We start from the raw sequence: 24,860 nt of genomic DNA, 5'->3' as shown, positions 1-24,860 counted from the left end.
CCCGCCAAGCCCAAATTTAAATTTATCATTGTAAAATACCTCAAATTTAAGGATACAAAATGAACCCACAAAAATTTGAAAAGATAAAAGAAACGCTTAAAATTTGGCTCACGGCGATGCTAAAGATCAAGGACAAGCAGCTACTGCACTACGCTTCTAGCCTGAGCTTTCACACGATGCTTTCCATCATCCCCGTGCTGCTCATCTCGCTTTCGCTCTTTACGCAGATGCCAAGCTTTAGCGTCTATTACGCTAAGATTAAGGAATTTATATTTGCCCAGCTGCTACCGTCAAACCAAGACACGATCTCAAACTACATCGAGACCTTTTTGCAAAACAGCTCGAGCCTTGGCATCCTCGGTCTTGGCGCTATCATCTTTACTTCGATTATGTTTTTTGCCGATTACGAATACGTCATCAACCGCATCATGCACACGCAAAGCCGCAAATTTTGGAACTCGCTGAGTGCTTATTGGACACTCATTACGCTAGCTCCCTTGGGGCTTGGGCTTAGTTTTTATCTCTCAAATTTATTTCAAGATATGCTAAACTCCAGCGCCTACACGAAGTGGATAAATTTTCTCAGCATATTTCCGTACCTCATCATCTGGGCGATATTTTGCGTGACCTATCTCATCTCGATAAACCGCCAAATCGCCATAAAAAACGCGCTTTTTAGCTCGTTCGTAGCCTCGCTCATCTGGTATCTTGGCAAAAATATCTTCGTCTTTTACGCTGCAAACAACAAAACCTATCTTAGCATCTACGGCTCGTTTTCCGTGGTGCTGCTATTTTTCGTGTGGATTTACGTGTCGTGGATCATATTTCTTTACGGCGTAAAGCTATGCGCGTATCTGGAAAAAGCGGGCGAGAGCGACAAAGAATCTTAAAAAAGCGCGGCAAAGCAAAGTAAATTTAACGGCACGATAACGGCGGCTAAAATTTTGCTTTTGACGCTTGCTAAGCTCAGAGCGTTATAGAGTAAAAATAGCCAAAACGGCACGCTCAAATTTACCCCCTTTGCGCGCCATGAGAGAAATTCTAGCAAATACTCATCAAGCGCGCCGCCCGCGCCAAATGCGTGCAAAAGCGCACTTAGCGGATAAAATAAGCTAAAAAGCGGCGTGATCGGCAAGACGGCTAGCTGCTGGGCGCTCACGAGCGGGAAAAAGTAAAGCACGGGCAAAATCATCGCCGAAAATACCCAAAAATTTAGCAAGATAGCGTTGCTTATATTTGAAAATCGCCCGCCAAAGTGCCGCAAATACAGATAAATATAAAACACGCCGAGGCTTGAGAAGTAAAATCCTACGCTAAAAAGCAGACTCGGCATCAGCGCTACGGCGGCGCAAATCACTATAAAAAGAAGCTCAAAGCTCACGACGCGCACGTTTCTAGCGAGTAAAAACAGAGCCAGCAAGCTCATCAAAAACGCCCGCAAAAATGACGGCACGAAGCCAATCAGCGCAAGGTAACAAAACAAAACCGCAAAGATCGCGGCCGAGAGGTCAAATTTAGCGTTTCGATACGGAAAGTATCGCGCCTGAAAATAGCTATACGACGGACGCATGATAAAATACAAAAAACCAAAAATCAGCCCCAAATGATAACCGGAAATCGCAATGAGGTGCGCAACGCCGTAGAAATTTACGTCTTGCCGCAGCTCCTTGCCCACGGGCGCAGCCAGAAACAGCGCGGTAAAAAGCTCGGTCATTTTTTCGCTTTCGTGCTGCGCGGCGATAAACTCAAAAATTCTATCGTAAATTCGCTCCTCGCTCGCAGCGTACCTAAGCTGCGTCACGCCGTAGCTCGGCATATAAAACGAGCCGCTTAGGTACTCTTTAAATTTAACGTTTTTGCTTTCGGCGCCGATTAAAATTTGCTCGTTAGCTCCCGCGTCAAAATCCGCCTGAGTCGTCGTGTAGAAACTAAAATCACGCGTTTTTAGCTTTAAAACTCGGTAAATTTTGCCTTTTTCATTCGTTTTTTCGTAGTTTTGTAAAATTTTAGCTTGTAAGATAACGCCGTTTTGAGCTTTAAATTCGCAAAATTTATAGTAGCTAAAACCCAAATTTAGCGCAAAAACGAGCGCGCACGCAAGGCAAAATACATAAACCTCACGCGCGTTTTCAAAGATAGATTTACGTTGCGGCTTTTGCAAAATTTAAGCTTAAAGGGCGCATTTTAGGCGTTTGGGTTAAACTCCGCCACGTGCGCGGCGCCAAAGCTCTTATCGACAAAGCGCGTAAATTCCTTTTGAAATATCACTTCGACCGTGCCGACCGGGCCGTTTCGGTTCTTGCCCACGATGATTTCGGCGTCTTCCTCAATCTTGTTTGGGACGAATTTACGCACGTACTCCTTGCCCTCGGCGTGCGCCTTTTTCTCGGCTTCTTTCTCCTCCTGCTCGCGGTAAACCTCGTCGCGGTAGACGAAAAGTATCATATCGGCGTCCTGCTCGATGGCGCCTGATTCGCGTAGGTCGCTTAGCATCGGGCGTTTGTTGGCGCGGGACTCCAGGCTGCGGTTTAGCTGGCTAAGCGCGATGATAGGCATGTTTAGTTCGCGTGCTAGCAGCTTTAGTCCGCGCGAGATTTCGGCGATCTGCAGGTGGCGATCGGAAAAATTTGACGTCGCCATCATGAGGCCGATATAGTCGATGACGCACAGCGTGATCTCTGGGTGGGCAGACTTGAGCTTGCGCATCTGCGTGCGGATCTGGTGGATGTTTACGTAGCCGCTGTCGTAGACGAAAAGCTTACGGCTAGCCATATCGTCGCACGCGTCGCTTAGGCGCGACCACTCCTCGTCGTCCATTTTAGCAGTCATTATGTTTTGTAGAGGGATCGAGGTTTTGGCGCTTAGCATACGCAGCATGATCTGCTCGGCCGGCATCTCAAGCGAGAAAAACACGACTCCGCCGCCTCGCATCAGCACGTGGTTCATCAAATTTAGACAGATCGTGGTTTTTCCCATGCCGGGGCGCGCCGCGATGATGATGAGATCGCCGTGCTTAAAGCCCTTCGTCATCTCGTTTAGCTGGCGAAAGCCCGTGTCGATGCCTACGATGTCCTTATCCTCGAGCAGTTTTTGCTTTTCTAGGTGCGCGATGACGTCTGCGATGATAACGGGAGCGTCCTTGATGGCGCCCGCGCTCTGCCCGTCCACGAGCGAATAAAAACTCTGACTAAGCTCGTCCACCATATCGCGGCTAGGCTTATCCTCGCTCACTTTGCTAGGTATCTGGTGCGCGATTTTTACTAGGCTTCGCTTGATTGATTTTTCTTTGATCTCGTTGGCGTACTTTTTTACATCTAGGATCGAGTTCGTGCCGATGATCTCGCTCATTACGTTCTCGTCAAATTTACTTCCCAGCTTGGTTTTTAAAAACCCCGTTTCGATGGGCAAATTTTCATTGAGGCACTTTACCATCGCGTCGTAAACGTCGCCGTGAGCGCGCAGGTAAAAGTCAAACGGGCTTAGGATATCGAAAATCTCGCTTAGATTGTCCGCGCTATAGATGATGGACGCGAGGATCGCGCGCTCCATATCTAGGTCGTAGAGATTATGCATATCGATGTTTTCTTTTGCCATTTTTCGTGTCCTTTTGTTTTGTTAAATTTGCCTGCGTTTGGGCGGATTTTATCAAATTTGACGCTTATTTATAAATTTGCTTTAGTTTATGGCGGTCAAATTTGAGCTAGCGTCATAAAGGGTGCGGTTTTGTGGGCCCGTCTCAAAGCAGAGCCACATTTGACCGATCAAATTTGAGCGGCTAAATTTAACAGACAACGCCGCTCGCCGCCCAACATCAAATTTGACGCCTGAAATTTACGCCCGCGACTTTATCTCGTCGTCGATCTCGAGTAAAAATCTATCGACTAGCTCGCTCTCGGGCAGCCTCGCGACCACCTCGCCTTTGCGCATTATCATGCCGTTGCCTTTGCCAAAGGCTATTGCCACGTCCGCACCCTTAGCTTCGCCGATCGCGTTTACGACGCAGCCCATCACCGAGACGTTTAGCGGCTCTTTGATGTGTTTGGTCTTTTCCTCGACGAGCTTTACCGCAGCCATCAGATCAGCCTGCAAACGCCCGCAGGTCGGACATGAGATGATATTTAGCCCCTCTTTTTGGCGGCCGCTGTCTTTTAGGATCGCTTTTGCGACCTTGATCTCTTCTTCTAGCTCGCCCGTGATGCTAACTCGCATCGTATCGCCGATGCCCTCCAGTAGCAGTCCGCCTAGCGCGATCGCAGACTTTATCGTCGCGTGAAAGCTAGTGCCAGCCTCCGTAACGCCGAGGTGAAACGGATACGCCACAAGCGGCCGAAGCGCACGGTAAGCGGCCATCGTGCGCTCGACGTCGCTTGATTTTAGCGAGATTTTGATATCGGTAAAATCAAAATCCTCGAGCAAATTTATGTTATAAAGCGCGCTTTGCACCATCGCTTCGACCGTGCGGCCGTATCTGTCCTCAAACTGCTTTTCTAGCGATCCTGAGTTTACGCCGATGCGGATGGGCAGATTTCGCTGCTTGCACGCGTCCACGACGGCTTTGATGTTCTTTTTTGAGCCGATATTGCCCGGGTTTATGCGGATAGCGTCGACGAACTCGCTAACTATCACGGCGTAGTTGTGGTTAAAGTGGATGTCGGCGACGACGGGCAGCGGGCTAGCTTTTACGACCTCACGCAGTGCGGCGGTGTCCTCTTTGTCAAACACGGCGCAGCGCACGATATCGCAGCCGGCAAAATAAAGCCGCTGTATCTGCTCTAGCGTGCCTTTTACGTCTTTGGTCTTGCTAAATGTCATCGACTGCACCGATATGGGCGCGTCTCCGCCGATCTTTACGCCCCTGATTTTTATCTGTTTCGTGGGGTATCTTTGCAAATTTGGCCTTTAAATTTTATTGTGCGATTATATAAAATCTTGGCTTTTAAATAAATTTACCGCCCCAAAACCTACTCGCCAAAAACCTCGCGCCTATACTCCCGCGTATCTATAAATTTAGCCCTCAGGCTCTTTTGATTTTCTACGTGCGCGTCTATGTTTTTGCTAGTTATCTCTACACCTAGCCCCGCGTGCTCGCCCCGCCCCGACAAGAACTCCAGCATCATATCGCCGAGCCTTGCGTTATAGTGGCTAGCTTCCCAGTAGTACGGCGAAATTTGGCCTGCGTTTTTAGGTAGCTCCTGAGTCGTTATCTCGTTATAAAGGCCAAAATCCACTATCCTAAACGGCCTCTTTCCAAGTCGCTGGGCAACCTCTTCGTTTACGGCCGCTATCTGCTTTTTCCACTCATGCCACGCTACGTCAAGCCCGACTCTGTAGTCCATAGCTTCAAGCAACCTCGCGTGCAGCGGACTTATAGCGATATCTAGGGTTACGTTATTTTCGTGAGCATCCGTTAAAATCTCGATAAAATTTTCATAAGACAGCCTTGATACCTCGTCTCTTTTGCGTTCAGCCATATATCCGCTCTCTATCTTTTTTACGGAGTATTCACGGTAGCCCCCGTTTCTTCGCACCTCTTCTAGCAGCGACGCCTCGGTCCGTCTGCCGTCAGGCTCAAAGAGCGGAGTTTTGCCGTATTTTAGGACAGTCGCTACCGAGTCGCGAAGCGTCTGGAAGCTAAATAAAATTTTATACGCGCTATGATTTTTAAAATACTCCTCGAAATCATCGGCCTTGCTACCGCCGCCTAGCATCGTCTTGTCGTCAAAAACGAGCAACGCCTGCTTTAAATTTCCTTGTTTTATCGCCCATTTTAGATAGGCTTTAGCTTCGTTTAGATTGCTTCCCGATACAGCCGCGTTAAAGGCGGGCTGCATGAAATACCTATGCGCCGAATTTAGAGCCGTTTGAGGGCGAGAGTTTCCTAAAAATATCGACGCGGGCCTGATTTTTTGAATCTTTAAAACCTTCATAAAGCGCGACTGCAAATCCTCTCTGGGCTTATTTTTAAAGATATCCGTATCGTAGATCCTGTATGGATCGACCAGGTAGTTAAAAACCGCCACGAGCGCGAAAATCAAAGCCGCCGCGGCCAAAAAGCTAAACGTCCATTTTTTAAATTTCATACGATTTTCCTAAAAGTTAAAATATAAAAATTGAGACATTTTGTGCAAATTTAAAACGCCCAGCGTAAAACAAAGCACGGCTAGGGTCAAATTTAGCCCGCCGAGTCTAAAGCCTTGCAGTTTTTGCGCAGAGTTTTTAAATAGCAGCGCTACCGCAAAACCAGCGATAAGGTAGTAGAACAAGGTGTTTGTGCTGTCTATTTGTATATTTGGATTCCACTCGCCAAATTTTACGCCGTACTCCCTCAAAAAACCGACCTTTTTCTCTAGCCGCGAATTTAGAGTTAGTCCGCCGCCTAGGCCAAACATCCCCTTTAGCACCTTTAGCGCGTCGTCCCACTCCTTTGCTCTAAAAAACACCCATGCGATATTTACGAAGTTAAAGGTTATAAACCAAGCTATGAATTTATTTAGTCTAAAGCCCAGCTCGCTCCAAATCCTTTGGACGATCAAAGCCGCGCCGTGCAGACATCCCCAAAATACAAACGTCCAGCCCGCCCCGTGCCAGATGCCCCCTATCACGAAGGTAGCAGCTAAATTTACGTACGTTCTCGCCTTGCCCCTGCGGTTGCCTCCCAGCGGGATATAGACGTAATCTCTCAAAAAACGGCTTAGCGTGATATGCCACCTGCGCCAAAAATCCTGAATATTTAAAGCCTTGTAAGGCGAGTTGAAATTTATCGGGAGTTTGATGTTAAAAAGCAGCGCCGCGCCGATCGCCATATCGCAGTATCCGCTAAAATCAAAATAGAGCTGAAACGTGTAGCTAAGGCTAGTCGCCCAAGCTTCGATCAAATTTAAGCTCGCGGCCATGTCAAAGCCCTCGGTCGCCCAAACGGCGAAAGTATCGGCGATAACGACCTTTTTAAAAAGCCCGATAGAAAATATAAAAAGCCCAAGAGCGATATTTTTGTAGTTGATTATTTTATTTTTAGCTTTTGCAAACTGCGGCATCATCTCCTCGTGATGTACGATGGGGCCGGCGATTAGCTGCGGAAAAAACGTAACAAACAAGCAGTAATTTAAAAAATCATACCGCTTCGCGCTCTCTTCTGCCGCGCTATCTACCAGATACGCGATCTGCTGAAACGTAAAAAACGAAATAGCAAGCGGCAGGAGTAAATTTAGGTGCGATATCTGCGTACCGAAGGCGAAATTTACGTTGCCGATCAAAAAATCGGAGTACTTAAAATACCCAAGCAAAGCCAAATTTGCCGCGATACCAAGAGCAAGGAGAATTTTTTTTGAAATTTTAGGATTATTTTTACAAAGCTCTAGCCCAAAAGAGTAGTTAAATATCATCGAGCCTACTATTAGCGGTAGATACGCGATGTTCCACCAGCTGTAAAAAAATAGCGACGATAGCACCAAAAAGCCTTTCGCCGCTTCGCTAAGGCGCTTTTTATTTAAGAAAAAATATACGAAAAAAGTTATGGGCAAAAATAAAAATATAAATTCGTAAGAGTTAAAAAGCATTATCCATCCATTGATTTTTAGCGCAATTATAATAAATATTATTTAATATTTAAATAGCTTGAAATATAAAATACGGCTAAATTTATCGGCAAGGGTAGATTTAGATCAAGCGGGCGCAAAAATTTTAACGCTTTTTAGATAAGCGCCGAATTTATGTGCCAAAAAGCAATCGGCGGCGTATGAAGCCAGACTAGGCGATTTAAATTTAAGATAAGCGTTATCAGCCGAGTAAATTTTAATGACAAAGCAAAAGGTACGCTAATGCCCGAAAATTTCCCTCTCGCAGCGCCTAACCAGCTTGCCGCTAAACATCCAAACGGGAAATATATAATGCTCGCTTGAATCTTTTTTAAACCCGAATTTTAGCGTTCTTGCCGCAGCGTTTGCGACCTTGGCGGATTTATCCTTGGTTAGCTGCTCTATAAGCTTTAAATCATACTCGTAAAGCGTGCCTAGTCCGCAAATGCCGACCTGCCTAAAATCGGCCTTTTTATGCGCAAGCGCTGCGATAAAATATTTCGCTGCTCGCAGATCGGGCAGATGCCTCATACATATAGCCTCAAGCGCGCGAAGAGCCTCTAAATGCGGCTTGTCGCTAGGATTTTTGTCGATAAAATCAAATAATATTCGTAAAAACGCGGGATGACCTAGCGCGCTAACGCAATCTCGCCTTTTATTTTGCGAGAACGCCTGCGAATTTATGCGGCGCAGCGCCTCAAACTGCGCCTTTTCGTCATCTCCCGCAAGCGCGGCCGCGTAGTTCTCAAGCAGCGGCGAAAGCTCTAACGGCACGCCGTCCAAAAACCGCTTTTGCGTATCCTCGTCAAGCCTTAAAACAAAGCCTTTTAGCAGTAGCTCGTCTAGCATTTTGGGTTTTATTTTGGGCTTTTGCGGCCTTGCGGGTGCATAGTCGCTCTGCTGGCCGCTAATCTCCCGCAACCTCTCGCACAGGGCTTTTAGCGCGCCCAAATCCTTTGAATAAACGCAAAACATACCAGCCTCGCAGTCGTATTTTAGGCCTTTTATGTCGTGCTTTTTGGCTAGGCTTTTGGCTAAATTTTGCAAATCGTATCCGCCGCAGCCGTTTTTAAAATACGCGTCAAAGTAGTGAAAATCAGATGTTATCGCGGCATACGAGCCGTCGCTATGCTCCACCGCCCGGCAAGGAAAAAACTCGTTCATTTGCGTCCTTTATGAAATTTAAGCGAAGTATAGCCAAATAAATTCGTATTTTAAATTTAATCTCAAAGGGATAAGGCGCAAAATTTAGACGTAAGCTTGACTGGGTAGTTTAAAATTTTAAAGCGGGAGCTATCATATAGATAGTGACCGATAAAATTTTAAGACAACGAAGTATAGCAATGGAGGACGACGCGTAAAAAATAAGGTGCGGTAATTTTTGCTTTACTTCGCGTCTTGCGCTCGTAACGCTCTGCTTGCAGTAGCGAACGCAGTGAAGCTAAACTCCGCTACGAGGAGGCGAGATAAAATTTCTACTTCGCCTCCTTGTAGCTGCTAGCAGAAGATTTTTAAGCGTAAGCTAGTTTAAAATTTGAATTAAGGAATGCAAGGGCGGCAGTATCGCGAGATGGATTTAAATGTCGTGCGGAAATTTTAAGTCGAGATAATGCATATAGCCTATCGCAGACTTAAAATTTCAAACTCATTTAAAGACGCTCGTGAGACAACGCACAAAAGTCAAGTATTCAAATCCGGATAATCCCACGCATTATACTCATCGTTTGGATTATCATTCTCCGCGCCCTTGCAGCACAGCCACTCTAGCCCGCCGCGTCTCTCCATCACGACCTCTTCATCAAGGCCTGCACTCTTAGTGCCGTTTACCCTGGCATTGACGCACGCCCAGTGATAGCGGTAGATGAGATCAAGCGCCTGCAAAATTTCATCCGTGCCGCGCATTTTCACGCGCTCCGAAAAATCGCCGCTAAAGGTCTTCATTACAAAATTGCAATCGCAAATATCCTTTGGAAAGTCCAGCTCTTTTACTAGCCCCATCGCCCAAAGCAGCGCCCACAGCGACTCGTATTTCCAGCCCATATTTACGGCCTCGTCGTAGCTCGCTTCGCCCTCTATGACGCGGCGCTCCATGCGCGTTAGCTTGTCTAGGCACCCAAAGCGGTTATCGAGAAAATCCTTCGTGCCTTGCTTATCTTCGTCTGTTAGCTCGCCGTTATCTCTGATCGTACAAGCGCACATTATCGCGGCAAACGAGCAAATCGCGCGGGCGATAACCTCGTCCTTTTCGCGCGGCGCGACCTCGCCCGTCTCGTATCGTAGAGGCAAATGGTCTATAAAAGGCACGCCTTGCGATTTTAAGATTTCGATGCTTATATCCTTGCGCTCCTGCGCGGTCTTGCCGATCTTTGCGACGCTTGAGCTTCTTTTTCGCGCGCTATCAGCCCCTTTTTTAAATAAACCAAAAACACCCACGCCTTCTCCTTTAAATTTACATAAATTTACGCGGGTATTTTAGTACAAAAATGCCCAATTTTCTCTTACGGTTACGCCTGGCTCGCTAAATTTGACGAGCTAAAAAGCAAAAGCAAATTTAAAATCAACGCCTGCTAATCCGCAGAATGTAGAAAATAAAATTTAGCGATTTTTCAGAGTTCTGCCGGTGTGGCGCTTGGCATAAAAAGTAGGTTTTAAAACTAGTATTTGGCTTAGGGTTCGAAAAAAGACAAATTTACGGCAAGACCGTAAATTTAAGAATGAAAAGGCCGCGAGCGGCGAGATACCTAAATTTAGGCGTACCGCTCGCTAAAATCTGCAAATTTTACTTAGCCGAGCAGCTTTTGCAGCACTCCAAAAGCCTGCGCGCCGCATTTGAGGCTACGATTAGCCCTGCGGCAGACATTATTATATCTTTTAGCACTAGTCGTCCAGCGCCCGATAGATACGGGAAGCCGTGATTAGGACTTTCAGTGATACCCAGCGCCGGATTGCCTAGATTTGGCACCCAAGTCTCAGGCGTCGTTATCAAAAAGCTAAGCGTTACGATAGACATACCAAACGTCAGCAGTCCGCCGATAAGCCCTAGTTTAGGGAACCAGATGCCAAGTAACACGAGCGTGCCGATAGTGCAGATCATCGCGCCGATCAGGTACGAAACCGCGTAAGTACCGTTTTGTTTATGCCACTCGATGTTTTTAGGCACGACCAAGCCTTCCGGGTTTTTATGTAGGTTATACTCGGCGACCATTTTGCCCTTGCCGTTATCTACGATATCTTTTTTGCTATACATATAGCTAAAAAACGGGCTGTTGGTTACAAACGGCACGATGCCGTCAGCCTCGTATTGCACGACTTTGAGTCCGCCTATCCACGCCATCACGATGAAAATCGCGACGCTAACGTAGTTTACGAAATATTTTTGCGAGCCTGCTAGGGCTTGTAAAAATTGTTGCATTAAGTTCCTTTAAGATAATCTTTATAATTTTAACTAGGCCGTATATTTAAAGCTAGATAAAATTATAACGCGATTATAATTAAATCGTATAAAAATAGGCTTAAAAAAGATAAATATTATCACAAATAAAAATTTAGTTACGTTTAAGCCCTAGAAATAAGATACTACGAGAAATTTATCGGATCCATATCGACGTCAAAGCCGTGCGAGGCGCAGATGCGAGCGGCTTTGATAAGCGGAGCGTGCGAGGCGCAGCGCAGCAAAATCTCAAAGCGAAATTTACCGCCTAAAATCTCGACTCCGCACTTGCCGTGTCCGACTATCTCGAGCGAAGATTCGGCTATGCGCAAATTTTCAAGCTCGGCTACGCAAATTTCAAGCCTTTGCTTTGCTGCCTGCTCGCTTTTTTCAGAAACGACAACCCGCAAAAGCCTAGCAAACGGCGGATATATCGGCTCTCTAGCAAGCGTCTCCTCCTCTAAAAACGCATCATAATCCGCGATAAAATTTTCAAAAAACTCCCGCTGCCTGCTTTGCACCACTACGCGCCCAAGCCCCGCACGCCCAGCTCTACCGGCTACTTGCATAGCAAGAGCCAGCGTCCGCTCTCTAGCGCGAAAATCAGGAAAGCTCAAAAGATCGTCCATGCCCATGATAACAGCCAAATCTACGTTGTGATAATCATGGCCTTTGCTAAGCATCTGCGTGCCGACTAGCGCGTCTATCTCGCCCGCGTTAAAGGCTTTTAACGTCTTTTCGAGCTTGTTTTGCGTCGTGATCTCATCTCGGTCAAATTTCTCGATCCTAGCCGCAGGAAATGCCGAGCGCAAGGCCTCCGTTAGCTCGTCGGTGCCGATTTTTTTCGCCTCGATCATCTCGCTGCCGCACTTCTCGCACGAACACGTCGCAGACGTCGTAAAGCCGCAGTACTGGCACTTTAGCAAATTTCGCTTTTTATAAAAGCTCATCCCGACGCTACAAAACGGACACTTTATCGTACTGCCGCACTCGCGGCACGAAAGATAGCGGAAATTTGCACGCGTCGGCAGGAAGACCACCGCCTGCTTACCGCCCGCAAAACTCGCCGCAAGCTCGCCTAGGATCACATCGCTTAGCCCCGTCTCGCTCTCGTCGTAGATAAATTTTTTCTCGCTTTTAAAAAACGTTCCCCTTAGCCTAAAGTGAGGCTGCTTCTTGAAGCTCACGACGCTTGGCGTGGCCGAGCCCAGCACGACTTTGACGTCAAATTTGCTCGCAAGAAATAGCGCGAGGTCGCGGGCGTTATAGTGCGGATTTTGCGCGGATTTGTAGCTGTCGTCGTGCTCCTCGTCGACGATAACTAGCCCAAGCTCTGTAAATGGCAAAAATAGCGCTGAGCGCGCGCCCGCGATCAAATTTATCTCGCGACTCTGAAATTTTTGTAGGATCTCGCCGCGCTTTTTTGGGGTTATTTTGGAGTGCCAGACGCCAAACTTTTCGCCAAAATAGCTCTTTAGCCGCTTCGTCATCTGAGGCGTTAGCGAGATTTCGGGCATCAAAAGCAAAACTTGCCGACCAGCAAGCAAATATTCGCGAATGAGCGAAAAATAAATCTCGCTTTTACCACTTCCCGTGTCGCCGAAAATAAGGCTGGTTTTACGGCTTTTAGCAAAATTTAGCGCCTCTTGTTGGGCCGGGTTTAGGCTCGGGGCTTTTAAGAATATTTTAGGCTCTAGTTCGTCGCTTAAATTTGGCGTTTCAAAGGGCTTTTTATTTGCGACCGATTCTTGGCGGTTTATCAAATTTAGCGTTTGTTTTTGATTTTGAGCCGTTTGTGGCGACGAAGCACCCGCCGATAAATTTGCCTCCGTCAAAGTCGCGTCGCCGTTTTGGCTAGCGTTTTTGGCTAAATTTGATTTTAAATTTGCTTGGCATGCGCTAGTCTTGGATACGCCAACTACGGAGGTAAATCCAAAATCCAAATCGCTAGTCTGCGCGGCATCGTTTGACTCTATGGGTAAATTTCGCCCCTCTTTTTTACGGATTTTGGCGTTTAAATTTAAGTCGTTATTATCGCCTAAAGCCCGCTCGTCCGCTTTTTTTTCGCAAAACGCAGGGCACGGCGCGCCTACGTCAAGCGGAGTAAAAAGACCTGCGGCGACGGATAAATTTACGACGTAATAATGCGAGATAAACCTCAGCAGCGAGATCTGAATCTGAGTTAAAGTCTGCGCGCGCACGGCCGATATCTGGGCGGTTTTAAAGCTAGGTTTTGTTACTTGCCTAAAAACGTAGCCTAGCGTTTCTTTGCCTCTAACCGTAACCGTAACTGCGCAAAAAGGCTCTAAATCACCGCCGTAGTGATAAGTGAGCGGTGCCAAATTTAACCCGCTTAACAAAATTTCGTAGTATTTTATCTCATCTTCGCACACGGCTTGCCTTTTGTATATTTTGGTATTAGTCGGTTTTTAGATCCGCATTTTACAATAATAATCCCAAAAATCGCCAGTTTCGGTAGCGGTTTAAATTTACGCGCGGCTTGCGGCAGGGGGTGCAATTTGCGCTCCCTAAAGCCGCGCCGAAGTTTATTTCGTAATCGGCGGCGCCTCGCCTGATTGCCGTTTCTCATATTCCACTTTTTTATTATCTTGCCTTGTTGTACCAAATTTACCCCTCGGCTAGCGGCTTTGCTAAATTTTAGTGAAGCTTAGCTCCGCTATTTTTAGCACTTAAATTTAATGCATTTTGCTTAAATTTAGGCCATTTGCGAAGTTAAATTCGGTATTATAAATTTGGCGGCGGTATTTATTTTTACCTCTGGCAGAATCGGTTGCCAATTATTACCGATCAGTCGTTTTGGCTCGCAGCTCAAATTAATCTAGCCTGCGCTTCATTACGCCGGTTTTATCTCCATCGCCAGCGGTTTTAAATTTGTTCTTTAACCTGTATCGCTCTTTAAAATCAATTAAATTTGGTATTTATACTCGGCTAGACCTTGCTAAATTTCAAAAACGACTTTTGAAATTTGTATTATTCGTTTGCCTTCTTAATCTCGTTTATCTAATCTGCATTTTACTAAGCCTGTTTTCTTTCCATCGTTGGCGATTATACTTAAATTTTTAGCCTGCCTCGCTCTTTAAAATCACTTAAACTCAGCATTTATATTCAGTTAGACCTAGCTAAATTTTAAAAACGACTTTTGAGATTTGTATTATTCGCTTGCCTTATTGATCCCGTTTGCTTGCTATTATACGTAAAGTCGCGGCAGCATGTATTGTAGTCTATAGAGTTGTGTGGCTTTGGCTATTTTTAGATACCATGTCTAGCCTATATCGCCTAATTGCTTTTATGATAGCGACAAATGCCGTATGAAGCGGCAATGCCCTACTCGTAAGCGGCCTTTTTATCTGATTTCATACCAACCAAACTGCTGCAACTTTGATTTGATATTTATTGCTTTTATGGGATTACAGAGTAGACTAGAAAGGGTATGAAGCAAAGCCGACTTTGACGCCTTTTATGCACATCTGCCGAAAAGACGGTTGCTACGCTTAAATTCATTTTGGCTATTTCTTGAGATAGATTTTCAAATAAAGGATTTAATTTGACCATAATATTATATCCTTTAATTTTTGGAATTGCCGTGTATCTTAAGCGGCAATTTTTACTTAAACGGACTTATAAAAAAATAACACATACGTCGTGGCAATTTTTTACATTACAACCAAGCTTTATAGTAAGTAAAATAAGGCGGGCACAAGAGCTAAAGCGATCTATAATTTGAGTATATAAAACATTGCTAAAACGCAAGGTTTAATTTCTTATTTTTTTAGTTTTTCTTATGCTACGTATGCCCGAACTATGATTTTTTACTTACTAATTAATCATTTACTATTGTAAGCTTTTGTGTTTTAACATTTATTCTACCACCAAGCCGTAACTAAAATAGCAAAAATACAATAGAATAATCACTAAAAATTTAAAAATCAACAAGTATATTTACAAAAAAGCATACATAGTCAAAATTAGTTTTTTAGTCTTTAAGAAAATTTAGTTTATTTATAAAAAATCACAAAAAATCGGTATAACAGAGAATATATTTTATAAATTTAAAAGCCGTAAAAATTTCGGCTACATTTTAAAATATAGCCGAAAAATCTTATCTTTGATGTTAATTAAATTTTGGGTAAATTTTCATAGTAGTATACAAACGGTCTAGGACTCAAGCCGTTTGCAACCATTTTAAAAAAGCCGTCTACTCCGTAAGGGCCTTACACAACGACTGACTATGAGGGCAGTCAAACGTACCATTTCTAGAATCGTAAGTAAATAATACTGTTTTTGAACCTAGTTTAAAAGTATAATTGTTACCGCTTTTTGTCCAGTCTTTTGCACCGCCTTGAATCACGTCATCAAAAGGTACTGAACTACCAGTTTTTTCGAGCTGAGCAGGATAACCAAAACTACCTCTCATCATATTTGCACTGTATTTATTGATTATACCGCTTCTTATAGAAGCTACATTATTTCTAGCTCTAGCAATCAAAGCATCATCTCTAGTAGCAAATATCTTAACCCCCGCTATACTAGCCAAAATACCTAAAACAACGATAACAAAAACAAGCTCAAGCATCGTAAAACCACGTCTCATACTATATCCTCTTTATTTCTACATTTTAGTGTAAAAATCATATAAAATAAAGCGCCTTATTTCAACATAAGACGCTTAAAAATCAAAATAACTTCAATATCTCGTTATTTTTCAATACCTCACATGCCCTTGCCCTAAATTTATAGGACTAGCGACAAGAATATCACGAGTTAGCTCTTGGGCAGTTACACACGCACTGTTGCCCCCGGTTATACCTATAACTTTTAGTATAGGGCTGCCAACTTCTATACCCTTACTAGGATCTACATCGCTAGCAGTAGCATTAGCTACGGATAGTTGGAAGCAGTCAGAGTCTTTTACTTTTATTTTGCCGTCATTGTCTATTACTATATTTGACATAGATTTTATGTCAGTAAAAGAGCCGGTCGAGGTATAGTAGCTGAGTATATCCATTACGGCCACAGCGACATTGCTGGCTACAGTAGAGGCCTGCGCATCGTCCCTGGTGGCGTTTAGTCTAGGGATAGCTACTACAGCCAAGATGCCTATTATTAAAATAACGAAAATAAGTTCTATTAAAGTAAACGCCGCTTTCAAGTCATTTCCTTTAAGATGTATTTTCATCACAAATAAAAAAAAGCCCAAATTCGCTCTAGGCAAATTTGGGCTTACTATTTTAGTTATCTAAAAGCAAGACGCTATTAGTATTGAACACCTATGCCGCCAAATTTTAGTTTGTTGCTATCTCTAGTGATTTTAGCATTTAGCTCAACTAGACCAGGAAGTTGCCATAGTCTTGCGCAAGCGCCAGTACTATTATCCACTGTTACCTTTATTGTACCATTAGCATTATCTATATCAGCAGCAGCTGTACTTACAGTAAAGCACGCATCGGTTTTAACTTTAACAGGACTAGAAACACCAGTCATATCAGATAGTGTAGTAGAGAATCGAGCCTGAGACGTATAGTACGTGCCAAGGTCAGAAACCATAGTTTGGATGTTTGTAGCAGCTTTTGAAACCTCTGCATCATCACGAGTCGCAGCTAGTCTTGGGATAGCAACAGCAGCTAGGATACCTAAAATAACGATCACGAAGATCAACTCGATCATTGTAAAACCTTTTCTCATACGAGACTCCTTGTGTTTATTTCTGCATACACTTATGCAGTTGGCGGAATTATATATACAAAATGCTTAAACTAAAATAAATTTACAAGAAATAATGCAAATTTTTACGAAAAACGTGAATAAATAGCCTATTTTAGCCTATAGTTGCTACTTTATCGTCCAAAAAACGCCTATAAAAGTCTAAAATATAGACAAATACGCCACACAAAAAACATAAAAAGTCAAATAAATATAGTAAAGTGCGCTCTCAAAAACGCGCTAAAAGTCTAAGAAGTTGACTTGTGCGACTTAAAATATATAAATTTAGATATTTTTTAGTTAAATTCTTTAGTTAGTTTTTGCGCCAAAGAGCGCAGTTCGCGCTCGCGCTGATAGTTTTCGTAGCATTTTTGTACATAGGCGCTAAGCAGCTCCTTAACATCTAGACATCTCTTCCCCCCGGTAAACGTCTCCCACTCTTTTTCAAAGCTTTGGGCAAATTCATCCTCGAGGCTTATATTATAGGATGTGGAGGCTATCTTTACCGTTATTTTTTTCATTAGTCGCATCGCCTAAATTTACTTTCCCAGCACCGCTTCGATCTTGCGGATGACGTCATCGCTCTCGGTGTTTTTGGTTCTTAGGTCTTCTTCTAGTCGCGCGATTTGGTTTGTTTTGGCTTCGTTTTGGGCTTTGACGCTGATTAGTTCGTTGCGTAGAGACTCGTTTTCTTCGCAGATTTCGTTATATCTAGCCAGCAGGTCGTTTACCTTGTCGGTTAGGGTGTTTAGTACTTTATCGTTATCAAACATCTTTTTCCTTAGTTTTGGTATAATTTTACGTAATTGTAACAAAAAAAGCTGATTTTTAAGGTAAAAAATGAAAAATTTTGAAATTTCGTCCAAATTTAGCCCGAGCGAGGATCAGGCCCGCGCAGTCGCCAATATCACAGCCTCCGTAAGATCGGGTAACAAATACCAAACGCTTCTAGGCGTCACGGGCTCGGGCAAGACCTTTACTATGGCAAACGTGATAAAAGAGCTAAATATGCCCACGCTAATCATGACGCATAATAAATCCCTCGCCGCTCAGCTTTATAGCGAATTTAAGGGCTTTTTCCCTAAAAATCACGTAGAGTATTTCATCAGTTACTACGACTACTATCAGCCCGAGGCCTACATCCCGCGTCAAGACCTTTTTATCGAAAAAGATAGCTCCGTAAACGAAGAACTCGAGCGTCTGCGTCTCTCTGCGACGGCGAGTTTGCTTAGCTTTGACGACGTCGTGTGCGTGGCGTCGGTATCGGCCAACTACGGCTTAGGCAATCCTAGCGAATACCAAGGCATGGTCGCGTATCTGGGCGTGGGCGAAAATATCAATCAGCGCGCGCTACTGCAAAAGCTCGTTGATATGGGCTACAAGCGAAACGATAACTACTTCGACCGAGGCGACTTTCGCGTAAACGGCGACGTGGTGGACGTCTATCCCGCATACTGGGGCGACGAGGCGCTTCGCATCGAGTTTTTCGGCGACGAGATCGACGCGATGTATCACTTTGACGTTTTGGAAAACAAAAAGCTAAAAGACGTGGGTAAATTTACGCTTTATGCCACGAGTCAGTTCATAGTGGGTGCAGACCGCCTAAAAATCGCCATCAAACAGATAGAAGAGGAGCTAGAAGAGCGGCTAAAAGAATTTAACGACCAAGGCAAGCTCGTCGAGGCTCAGCGCCTAAAACAGCGAGTGGAGTTTGACCTAGAGATGATGAGTAGTACGGGCATGTGCAAGGGCATCGAAAACTACGCGCGCCACCTAACGGGGCAAAAGGCGGGAGAGACGCCCTACTCGATGTTTGATTATTTTGAGCTGGGCGGTAAGGACTATCTAGTCATCGTGGATGAAAGCCACGTGAGTCTGCCGCAGTTTCGCGGTATGTACGCAGGAGATCGCAGCCGCAAAGAGGTGCTGGTGGAGTACGGATTTCGCCTGCCCTCCGCGCTTGATAACCGTCCGCTTAAATTTGACGAGTTTATAAACAAACGCGCCAAATTTCTTTTCGTCTCGGCGACCCCGAACGAATACGAGATAAATTTAAGCTGCGGCCACGTTTACGAGCAAATTTTACGCCCGACGGGACTGCTAGACCCCTTAATCGAGATAAAAGACAGCGAAAATCAGGTGGAAATTTTATTTGACGAGGCCAAAAAAACGATCGAGAGAAACGAGCGCGTACTAGTCACCGTGCTAACTAAAAAGATGGCCGAGGAGCTCAGCCGCTACTACACCGAGCTAGGCATCAAGGTCAAATACATGCACTCAGACATCGACGCCGTCGAGCGAAACGAGATCATCCGAGGGCTAAGAGGAGGCGAGTTTGATATGCTCATCGGCATAAATTTGCTCCGCGAGGGGCTTGATCTACCCGAGGTTAGCCTCATAGCCATCATGGACGCCGATAAGGAGGGCTTTTTGCGCTCGACGACGAGCTTAATCCAAACGATGGGGCGCGCGGCTAGAAACGTAAACGGACGGGTGCTGATGTTTGCCAAAAAGATCACCAAATCCATGCAAGAAGCGATGGATACGACGCTGGCTCGCCGCAAGATGCAAGATGAATACAACCGCGCTCACGGCATCGTCCCGCGCTCGGCCAGCCGAAACATCGAGGAGAGCCTGCACGTCGAGGATGAGGGCGAGATATATAAACGCGGCAAAAATCTGGAAAAAATGCCTGCCTCCGAGCGAGCGAGCATAATCAAAGAGCTAAGAAAGCAGATGCTAGAAGCCGCGGAGCAGCTGGAGTTTGAGAAGGCGGCGGCGCTAAGAGATGAAATCGCCAAGATACGTAAATTGTGAGCGGCTCGTTTCTTGTGCGCCTTTAAATGAGCTATAAATTTTCTCCCTCGATGAACTATATGTTCTATCTTCGGTTGAAAATTTCGTCGCAACATTTAAATTCATCACAAGACACTTCGCCTTATCGTTTTTCGCTCAAATTTGAAGTTAAATTTGTAAATTTCGGTTTTAAATTTTACCCACCGAGACCCGCACCCTGAAAACATCAAATTTAGAGTCAAAAACTCGCGACGCTTCGTAAGTAGGTCTGCTTGCAGTTACGAACCGCAGGCGAAGTAAAGCCCCTTCCTCTCCCGAAAAAAAGAAAAAGGGGCTCTTTTGCTTCGGCTTTGCCTCGCAACTGCTAGCAGAGCGTAATTCAATCCCCTTCCCACTTAACAAAGAAGCAAGACGGCGTCAAACAATCATTTTCGTTTAAAGAAATTTAAGGACATAACGTTAAATTTGACCAAAAACCAAATTTAATACTTTAAAGACTCGAGTCTCGGTGCATAAAATTTCAAATTTTAGTCAAATTTAGCCTCAAATTTGACTAAAATCACCCGTCGTCCTCGATATTTTCCTGCATAAAAATCCGCATGCTCGGAAACTCAAGTGCGCAAAGACGGCCAAAATCTTGCTTATAAACGCAGCCCGTGTCGATATTTGCACTAAATTCCGTAATGTCGGGGCTCGCGATCGGCGTATGGCCGTAGACGTTAAAGACGCCTTCATTTTGGCTAAAATCGCCCCTACCGCAAAGCACATGCCGCCTAAACTCCGCCGCGCTATCGCCGTGCGAGTTGCGTAGCGCCCACATCCGCCCAATCGCCGAATGCGACGCGACGAGCCGCCTGCCCTGTGCGTTTTTAAACTCGTCAAACTCCAAATAAAGCGGTGAATTTGACAAAAACTCTAAATGTGCTAGCTTCTGGGTGCGGCTAGCTTTGGCGTAGGAGGCGAAAGTCTGCGCGCCGCCGTTTAGGTAAAACCAGCGCGGATCGCCAGGCGTTTCGTCGCGTAAAAATGCGTCTTTGTGTTGCAAAAGGCGGTATTCGTGATTGCCCATCACGGCCGCGTAACCGCGCTGAATCGCCAGCTGCACGACCTCAAAACTCCCCTCGCCGCGGTCTATCAGATCGCCGACGAAGCAAATTTTAGAATCGGCGCCGCGCGGCAAGCGATCTATCAAGGTGCAAAGGGTTTTATAACAGCCGTGAACGTCGCCGATGAGATAAATTTGGTTGTTCATTTTGCTAAAATTTATACATTACCAACGATAGTTTTTATCAAAAAGACTATCTAGGTTTCGTTTTAATTCATATGCTCTGTTTAAGTATCTTTCTATATCGTTTTTATTCTCGCCGACGCCATTAATTTTCCCAAAGTCAATCGATATACTCACGCCGTTATCGCTGATATTTGCAACATGCATGAGATATAAATAAAGATTAAATTCACCGCCGTTTTGAAACATTTGAAGTTGTTGATTATATGCAGCTATAGCCTGCTTTATCACCATTTTTAATTTATATTCTTGTTCGGTATTGTAACCGGATACGGTTGGAGATAAATTATCGATATTTTTCTCGTAGGATGCAAAATCGGCTGTTTTAATCACATTTTTACTATTGTAAGTTTCAAGGGCTGATTTCAAAAACTCAATATTTAAATTTACCATCGAATAAGCATCAGCTTTAATCCAATCCAATCTATATTTTGTATAATAGCCAGAACTTCGTACATTTCTCCAAAATTTATCGTAGTTTTCTTTATTAAAATCAATCCAACCGCCCGACATATCTATGGCTATCCTCTTTGCTATATGAAAATTCATATCCCTTGAGGCTCCATCACCCTTTGACGCTATACCGCACCCGCAAAATATCAGCGCAATCATAAAAATAATCAGCTTTTTCATCGCTTCTCTTGTAAACATAATTTTGCGAAATTTTACTACCGCAAGCATTAAATTTTACTTGCAAAATACGCGCAAGCTAAATTTCGCATCAAATTTGAGCGCTATCACTCGCCGACGACTAACATCACGCCAAGCGCTATCATAGTGACACCCACAAAAAACTCTAAAATTTTCCATGCGGCAGGCTTTTGAAACAGCGGTGCCAAAAACCTAGCTCCGTATCCAAGCAAAAAGAAAAATGCAAACGACGCGCACATCGCGCCCGCGCCAAAGAGTCCCGCGCTCTCGCCAAATTTCGTAGAAACCGAGCCAAGAAGCACGACCGTATCAAGATAAACGTGCGGATTTAACCACGTAAAAGCTAGCGTTAGAAGCGCCGTTTTAGCCGCACTGTGTGCCTCCTCGCCGCCAGCTGTTAGCGCATGCGAGGCACTAAACGCGCTATAAAGGCTACGAATTCCGTAAATGCTCAAAAATACAAATCCGCCCCAAAGCGCGGCGGTTTTGATGATATGGTAGCGCTCTACCACGTAGCCAAACCCCGACACTCCCGCAAAAATCAGCGCGGCATCGCTAAGCGCGCAGATGGCGCAAACGAGAAAAACATGCTGCTTTTTGATGCCTTGTTTTAGCACGAAGGCGTTTTGCGCTCCGATGGCAAGGATCAGCGAGAGCCCTAGAGAAAAACCAGAGAAAAAGGCGTTGAAAGAAATCATTTTATCACTTATATTTTGTTTTTTAAATTTTTGACCGAAATGCGTGTAACCAAAAACTCGGCGAAGTAAAATTTGCCGCACGCGTATATTTTTACAAATTTGCTCGCCCAATTTAGCAGTTTCAAGATGCGGGTCTGGGCAAGTAAAATTTGAAGCTAAATTTATAAATTTAGCCGAATTTAGCTTCAAATTTGAACGTAAAACGATAAGGCGAAGTATTTTATAGAAACATTTTGCTTCGCAAAAACGCTACGCTTGTTTTGAGATGATTTTTGGGGTTTTGAAGTTAAAATTTGACGAAGATAAGGCATGTAGCCTATCGAGTCAAATTTTAACGAAATCCGCAAAAAGCACTCAAAAGACGAGCCGCTTAACTTTCTTTTAGCAGTTTCGCCACCATCTGCTCGCTCTTCCCCTTATCGCTATCCTTTTTCGTCGCCTTATATATCCCGCTCACGTACTCCTCGAGTACCTCTTGCGAGTTTATGCGCGCGTCGCCGTCTTTTGGCCTTACTTTTGTGTATTCGCCGCTGTTTTGCAGCTCAAACGCCAGCTCGTTATCGCTAAGCTGCAAGCGCAAAAACTCGAGCAAACGCTCTTGCAAATTTTTATCTATTATCGGCGTCATGAGCTCTAGGCGGCGCTCGAGATTTCGCGGCATCCAGTCGGCGGATGCGATGTAAATTTGAGGCTCGGCGTGCCTGAAATAAAATATCCTCGCATGCTCAAGGTATTTGCCGATGAGCGATCTCACGCGGATATTTTCGCTTAGGCCCTTTACGCCCGGGCGCACGCAGCAGATGCCGCGCACGATGAGATCGATCTTTACGCCCGCACTACTAGCCTTTACCAACGCGTCCACGATGTCGCTATCTACTAGCGCGTTCATCTTCGCCACGATCCTGCCCTGCTCGCCGTGCGCGGTCTCGGTCTTTATCATCTCTAGCACGCGCTCTTTTATCTGCATCGGCGACATAGAGAGCGTCTGCAAACGGCGGTTTTTAGAAAAGCCCGAAAGTATGTGAAAAAACGTCGTCGTATCGCTCGCAAACTCCGCCCTGCTCGTAAAATAGCTCACGTCGGTGTAAATTTTCGCCGAGCCGCCGTTGTAGTTGCCGGTGGATAGATGCATGTAAAATTTGAGCTTGCCGCCCTCTTGACGGATGACTTGGCTAACTTTTGCGTGCACCTTAAAGCCCGTGATACCGTATATCACGTGCGCGCCGGCGTCCTCTAGAGCCTTTGCCCAGTGTAGGTTGTTTTCCTCGTCGAACCTCGCCTTTAGCTCGACCATCACGGTTACTTGCTTGCCGTCGTTTGCGGCGTCGATGAGAGCCTGGATGATAGGCGAGCTTTTATCGACGCGGTAGAGCGTCATGCGGATCGAAATCACGCGCGGATCCTTGCTCGCCTCCCTGATAAACTGAACGACGGGATCAAAGCTCTCGTAGGGATGCACGACTAGCACGTCTTCTTTATCGATGACGTCAAACATCGAGAGATGAGTGTTAAAAGGCGGCAATGTCTTTGGCGCGTACGGCGGTAGGCAAAGGTGCGAAAATTCTTTATTTCCCACGATTTGCCAGAGCGAATTTAGCGTGAGCGGGACGGTGTACTCGTAGATGTCTTTGTAAAAAATCTTCATATGCGAGTTTAGGAACTCGACTATCTCGGCGTCGGCGTCCTTTTGTATCTGCATGCGGACAAAAGCGCCCTTGCGGCGTAGCTTGAGCCCTTGCTCGAGGATCATCATAAAATCATCCGCCTCTTCTTCCTCGATGACGATATCAGCATTTCTCGTGACTCTAAATGCCGCCGAGCTAAGCAGCTTGTAACCAGGAAAAATCTCCTCCGCGTGGCGGTGCACGATCGTTTCTATCGGCACATAGACGTTGTCGGCCGCTTGATAAAATCTTGGCAAAACGCGCGAGATACGTATCATGCCAAATTTTATGATCTCTGGACTATCCGCGTCGGCAAGTTTAACGGCTAGGCTAAAGCTAAGGTTGTTTAGATGAGGGTACGGATGCGTGGCATCGACCGCGATAGGCACGATGACGGGCAGGATGTTTGAGAAAAAATACTCGTCGCATTTGGCGCGAAGCTCGGGCGAGATTTCGTCGTAATTTTTCATAAAAAGCCCATTTTGCGCGAGCTCTTTTAGCGCGTCTTTATAGTGTTTTTCCACGAGCGCGAGTTCGTCTTTGATGTATTTTCTGATCTCTCTTAGCTGATCGAGCGGGCTCATGCCGTCGCTACCGCTAGCGGCGACTCCGGCGGCAAAAAGCTGCTTGAGTCCCGCGATGCGGATCATGTAAAATTCATCCAAATTCGTCATATAAATCGCGATAAATTTTAGCTTTTCAAGCGGCGGTAACGCCTTTTCGCACTGGGCTAAAACGCGCGAGTTAAAGCGCAGCCAGCTAAGCTCGCGGTTGATAAAAACGCTCTTTTTCTCATCCATTTTCAATCCTTTTTGCTCTTTTGTAAATTTTAGCGAATTTTCTCTTAAATCACGGCCTTTCTGAAAAGCCGTAAGTTTGAGTTATAATAAACGAAAAACAAATTAGGCTTCGGCAAAAATAGGCAAGGAAATAAGATGGATTATATTTGAGCGGTTATTATTTTATGCGTTGGTATGGCGGTCTTTTGGCTACTCAAAAAGATTTCGATGTAGTTGTGTTGTAAATTTTAAAAAACAA

At 45.1% G+C, this 24,860-nt stretch carries 19 protein-coding genes and 1 pseudogene; 2 read left to right on the top strand and 18 right to left on the bottom strand.

All coding sequences use genetic code 11. The features are described from left to right. Positions 1-59 precede the first annotated feature (59 nt). Positions 60-890, top strand: coding sequence for a YihY family inner membrane protein (locus QZ157_RS08760; RefSeq protein WP_295144517.1), 831 nt, complete (start codon positions 60-62; stop codon positions 888-890). On the opposite strand, the gene QZ157_RS08755 is transcribed toward QZ157_RS08760, so the two are convergent. From QZ157_RS08755 to QZ157_RS08690, 14 genes are all read right to left on the bottom strand, one after another. Then, the gene (locus tag QZ157_RS08755; protein WP_295144514.1) at positions 887-2,161 is read right to left on the bottom strand and encodes a ComEC/Rec2 family competence protein; all 1,275 of its coding nucleotides are present in this window, start codon (positions 2,159-2,161) and stop codon (positions 887-889) included. The two genes, QZ157_RS08760 and QZ157_RS08755, sit on opposite strands and share 4 nt — an antisense overlap. Positions 2,162-2,184: 23 nt before the next feature. After that, on the bottom strand, positions 2,185-3,594 hold the full coding sequence (locus QZ157_RS08750) for a replicative DNA helicase (protein WP_295144511.1): 1,410 nt from the start codon (positions 3,592-3,594) through the stop codon (positions 2,185-2,187). A 237-nt stretch (positions 3,595-3,831) separates the two neighbouring features. Beyond that, positions 3,832-4,890, bottom strand: coding sequence for a flavodoxin-dependent (E)-4-hydroxy-3-methylbut-2-enyl-diphosphate synthase (gene ispG / locus QZ157_RS08745; protein ID WP_295144508.1), 1,059 nt, complete (start codon positions 4,888-4,890; stop codon positions 3,832-3,834). Between the two features lie 71 nt (positions 4,891-4,961). Further along, positions 4,962-6,080, bottom strand: a complete 1,119-nt coding sequence (locus tag QZ157_RS08740; protein ID WP_295144505.1) for a hypothetical protein — start codon at positions 6,078-6,080, stop codon at positions 4,962-4,964. Positions 6,081-6,089: 9 nt separating this feature from the next. Next, positions 6,090-7,556, bottom strand: coding sequence for an MBOAT family protein (locus QZ157_RS08735; RefSeq protein ID WP_122873686.1), 1,467 nt, complete (start codon positions 7,554-7,556; stop codon positions 6,090-6,092). A 258-nt stretch (positions 7,557-7,814) separates the two neighbouring features. Then, on the bottom strand, positions 7,815-8,738 hold the full coding sequence (locus tag QZ157_RS08730; protein ID WP_295144502.1) for a hypothetical protein: 924 nt from the start codon (positions 8,736-8,738) through the stop codon (positions 7,815-7,817). 516 nt (positions 8,739-9,254) lie between these two features. Continuing rightward, entirely contained in the window at positions 9,255-10,007 is a 753-nt protein-coding gene (locus QZ157_RS08725; protein WP_295144499.1) for a DUF4272 domain-containing protein, read from the bottom strand. Between the two features lie 346 nt (positions 10,008-10,353). Continuing rightward, positions 10,354-10,986, bottom strand: a complete 633-nt coding sequence (locus tag QZ157_RS08720) for a DUF417 family protein (protein ID WP_295144496.1) — start codon at positions 10,984-10,986, stop codon at positions 10,354-10,356. 164 nt (positions 10,987-11,150) lie between these two features. After that, complete coding sequence (locus QZ157_RS08715) at positions 11,151-13,382, bottom strand: primosomal protein N' (RefSeq protein ID WP_295144522.1); 2,232 nt, start codon at positions 13,380-13,382, stop codon at positions 11,151-11,153. A 1,838-nt stretch (positions 13,383-15,220) separates the two neighbouring features. Next, positions 15,221-15,616 carry a type II secretion system protein gene (locus QZ157_RS08710; protein WP_295144493.1) on the bottom strand — a complete coding sequence of 132 codons (396 nt, stop codon included), beginning with the start codon at positions 15,614-15,616 and terminating at the stop codon, positions 15,221-15,223. A gap of 111 nt (positions 15,617-15,727) precedes the next feature. After that, complete coding sequence (locus tag QZ157_RS08705) at positions 15,728-16,174, bottom strand: type II secretion system protein (RefSeq protein WP_295144491.1); 447 nt, start codon at positions 16,172-16,174, stop codon at positions 15,728-15,730. A gap of 104 nt (positions 16,175-16,278) precedes the next feature. Then, positions 16,279-16,707 carry a prepilin-type N-terminal cleavage/methylation domain-containing protein gene (locus tag QZ157_RS08700; protein ID WP_295144488.1) on the bottom strand — a complete coding sequence of 143 codons (429 nt, stop codon included), beginning with the start codon at positions 16,705-16,707 and terminating at the stop codon, positions 16,279-16,281. A gap of 314 nt (positions 16,708-17,021) precedes the next feature. After that, positions 17,022-17,246 carry a hypothetical protein gene (locus QZ157_RS08695; protein WP_295144485.1) on the bottom strand — a complete coding sequence of 75 codons (225 nt, stop codon included), beginning with the start codon at positions 17,244-17,246 and terminating at the stop codon, positions 17,022-17,024. Positions 17,247-17,264: 18 nt separating this feature from the next. Then, positions 17,265-17,498 (bottom strand): hypothetical protein, encoded by a 234-nt coding sequence (locus tag QZ157_RS08690; protein ID WP_002946661.1) that lies wholly within the window; start codon positions 17,496-17,498, stop codon positions 17,265-17,267. Between the two features lie 67 nt (positions 17,499-17,565). Here QZ157_RS08690 and uvrB point away from each other — a divergent pair, with 67 nt between their 5' ends. Then, positions 17,566-19,542: an excinuclease ABC subunit UvrB gene (gene uvrB, locus QZ157_RS08685; RefSeq protein ID WP_295144482.1), complete on the top strand. Its 1,977-nt coding sequence runs from the start codon at positions 17,566-17,568 to the stop codon at positions 19,540-19,542. 538 nt (positions 19,543-20,080) lie between these two features. Here the strand turns inward: uvrB and QZ157_RS08680 are convergent. From QZ157_RS08680 to QZ157_RS08665, 4 genes and pseudogenes are all read right to left on the bottom strand, one after another. Continuing rightward, positions 20,081-20,773, bottom strand: coding sequence for a metallophosphoesterase (locus QZ157_RS08680; protein WP_295144480.1), 693 nt, complete (start codon positions 20,771-20,773; stop codon positions 20,081-20,083). An 18-nt stretch (positions 20,774-20,791) separates the two neighbouring features. Then, complete coding sequence (locus QZ157_RS08675) at positions 20,792-21,490, bottom strand: hypothetical protein (RefSeq protein ID WP_295144477.1); 699 nt, start codon at positions 21,488-21,490, stop codon at positions 20,792-20,794. A gap of 56 nt (positions 21,491-21,546) precedes the next feature. Next, positions 21,547-22,158, bottom strand: coding sequence for a LysE/ArgO family amino acid transporter (locus tag QZ157_RS08670; RefSeq protein WP_295144519.1), 612 nt, complete (start codon positions 22,156-22,158; stop codon positions 21,547-21,549). A gap of 370 nt (positions 22,159-22,528) precedes the next feature. Next, positions 22,529-24,631, bottom strand: a pseudogene (locus tag QZ157_RS08665) (RNA degradosome polyphosphate kinase); the annotation flags it as partial. Between the last annotated feature and the right edge of the window lie 229 nt (positions 24,632-24,860).

The organism is uncultured Campylobacter sp. (genome assembly GCF_905372745.1).
In the GTDB taxonomy this organism is placed as follows: Bacteria; Campylobacterota; Campylobacteria; order Campylobacterales; family Campylobacteraceae; genus Campylobacter_A.
The sequence above is the reverse complement of the archived record's forward strand: the minus strand, read 5'-3'. Positions and strand labels throughout refer to the sequence as shown.